The following is a 2485-nucleotide window of genomic DNA, read 5'->3' on the forward strand; positions in this document are numbered from 1 at the left end:
ACGCCAGTGGCTGGCGTTTCCGGCGGGCGCGAGCGCGGCGCCGCTGGTCGCCACCGTGGCCGACCGGTATCCGCTGATCGATCTGTCCATCCGCGAGCCGGCGATCGAGGACGTCATAGCCCGGCTGTACACCTCGGGTACAGAGGATCCCTCAGATACGAGGAATTCCTCGGGTGCAGAGGATTTCTCGGGCACGAAGAATCCCTCAGGAACGGAGGATGTCCCGGGCACGGAAGATTTCTCGGGTGCGGAAGATTTCTCGGGCACCGACGGGAACCGCCCCGTCCCCCGGCAGAGCGGGACCTCGGATACGGCAGCGTCACTATGACGACGGAACATGATGACAGTGGCACGACGCTGACCGGTACGACGCTGACCGGGGCCAGGGCCATGACAGCGACACCACGGTGAGAGGGAGCGTCGCCACCTACCTCACGGTCGCCCGGTGCAGCGCCCGCCGGTACGCCGGTTACCGTGCCGCCACAGCCGCCGGCGCGTTCACCAACACCGTGTTCGGGATCATCCGCGCCTACGTCCTGCTCCAGGTGTGGCACCAGCAACCCGGCCTCGGCGGGTACGACGCCAGCGGCGTCGTGACGTTCGTCTTCCTCGGGCAGGCCCTGATCACGTCGATGGCGCTGTTCGGCGGTGGCATAGACCTGCCCGAGCGTGTCCGTTCCGGTGCCGTGACGATGGACATGGCCCGGCCGGTGAGCTTCCAGACCTGGTGGCTGGCGGACGACGGCGGACGTGCCGCCGTCCAACTGATCATCCGGGGGGTGCCGCCCATGGCGGTCGCGGCCCTCCTGTTCGATCTGCGGCTGCCGACGTCAGTGGGCACGACGTCCACAGGCATGGCATCCGCGGGCATAGGGGGCGTCATCGGCACCTGGGGCTTGTTCGCCGTGTCCGTGGCCCTGGGCTTCCTGGTCAGTTTCGGACTGCGTTACCTGATCGCTCTCACGAGCTTCTGGCTTCTCGACCAGCGGGGGCTGGAAAGCGCCTACACCCTGTGCGCGGTGTTCCTGTCCGGTATTTCCGTACCTCTGACAATCATGCCGGGAGCGCTGCGTGGCCTTGCCGAGGCGCTGCCCTTCGCCGCGATGATGCAGATACCGGCGGACGTGTTCCTCGGCAACCGGACCGGTGCGTCGCTATTTGCAGCGATCGCGTTGCAGGCAGGATGGGCCGCCGTGCTCCTTGCGTCCGGTCGTGCGCTCACCGCCCGTGCCACCCGGAAGCTGGTCATCCAGGGTGGCTGACAGCGGGACGGCCCGACCCGGCGGGCACGAACGATTCGACCCGTACGAACGATACGGCTGGTATGAAGCAGTGCGGCATTACCTGCTGTTCGCAGCGGCCTGGACGCGGGTCGCCTGGCAGTACCGCGTCTCGGTGCTGCTGCTGGCCGTCGGGCAGTTCCTGGCAACCGGCCTGGACATCGTGGTGATCGGTGTGCTGTTCGCCCGCGTGCCGCGGCTGGCCGACTTCGACCTCGCCGAAGTGGGTTTCCTGTTCGGTACGTCCTGCACCTCCTTTGCCGTGTCCAACCTGCTGTTCGGGTCGGTGGAACGGATCGGCGAACGGATCCGGGACGGCAGTCTCGACGTGATGCTGGTCCGGCCGGTCGGGCTGCTCGTGCAGGTCGCCACGGACGGTTTCTCCCCACGCCGCCTCGGTGGCCTCGTCCAGGGCGTCGGCGTCCTCGGACTGTCCCTCGCCGGGCTGGACGTGCACTGGACGATCGGCCGCATGCTGCTCGTCATTACTATGATCATCTGCGGGATCGGCATCTTCAGCGCAGTCTGGATTGCCGGGGCGGCGTTCCAGTTCGTCGTCGAGCAGGCCGCGGAGGCGATGAACGCGGTCACCTACGGCGGGAGCTTCCTGACCCAGTACCCAATGTCGATCTACGGTCGGGACGGGATGCGGATGCTGACCTTTCTCGTCCCGCTGGCGTTCCTCAACTGGCAGCCCGCCCTGTACGTGCTCGCCAAGCCCGACCCCCTCGGCCTGCCGTCCCTGTTCCGTTTCGCCTCACCGCTGGTGGCCGCCGCCCTGCTCGCGCTCGCCACCGCGGCCTGGCGTACCGGCCTGCGCCATTACCGCTCCACCGGCAACTGATCGTCCGGCAGGTAGCCGACTTCGCACCGGGCCCGTACGCCTTCAAAGCGGCAGGCAAGCATGCCGCACCTGTTCCGCCGGTGACAGATGGCTTGGTTGTGGCGGGTTGCCCGTCACACTGGCCGTACCACCGAGCTGAGCTGAGATCGTCGTGGTCGGCGGGTTGCACAGTCGATCTGAGGGCATGCATCATGCATGCATGACGACCGTCGTGGTCCGCGACCTTCCCGACGACATCCACCGCAAGCTGCAGGAACGAGCCCGCGACGCGGGCCAGTCGTTGCAGCAGTACCTGACGGTCCAGCTCGCCCGGCTCGCGACGACCCCCACCCTGGACGAAGTGATCAATCGGATCACGACT

3 protein-coding genes and 1 pseudogene are annotated in these 2485 nt (G+C 67.2%); all 4 read left to right on the top strand.

What is annotated here, in order from left to right:
• A pseudogene (locus tag DD1DGNOD_RS29730) lies at nt 1-328 on the top strand (hypothetical protein); the annotation flags it as partial.
• A gap of 79 nt (nt 329-407) precedes the next feature.
• A complete protein-coding gene (locus tag DD1DGNOD_RS17710; RefSeq protein WP_131767575.1) occupies nt 408-1262 on the top strand; it encodes an ABC transporter permease in 855 nt (284 codons plus the stop codon).
• The gene (locus DD1DGNOD_RS17715; RefSeq protein WP_241251625.1) at nt 1255-2124 is read left to right on the top strand and encodes an ABC transporter permease; all 870 of its coding nucleotides are present in this window, start codon (nt 1255-1257) and stop codon (nt 2122-2124) included. The genes DD1DGNOD_RS17710 and DD1DGNOD_RS17715 overlap by 8 nt, the downstream gene beginning before the upstream one ends.
• Nucleotides 2125-2323: 199 nt before the next feature.
• The coding region (locus DD1DGNOD_RS31345) for a FitA-like ribbon-helix-helix domain-containing protein (RefSeq protein WP_430827831.1) at nt 2324-2485 on the top strand (162 nt) is incomplete at its 3' end.

The sequence above is a fragment of the Candidatus Protofrankia californiensis genome (genome assembly GCF_900634765.1).
Taxonomy (GTDB): Bacteria; Actinomycetota; Actinomycetes; order Frankiales; family Frankiaceae; genus Protofrankia; species Protofrankia californiensis.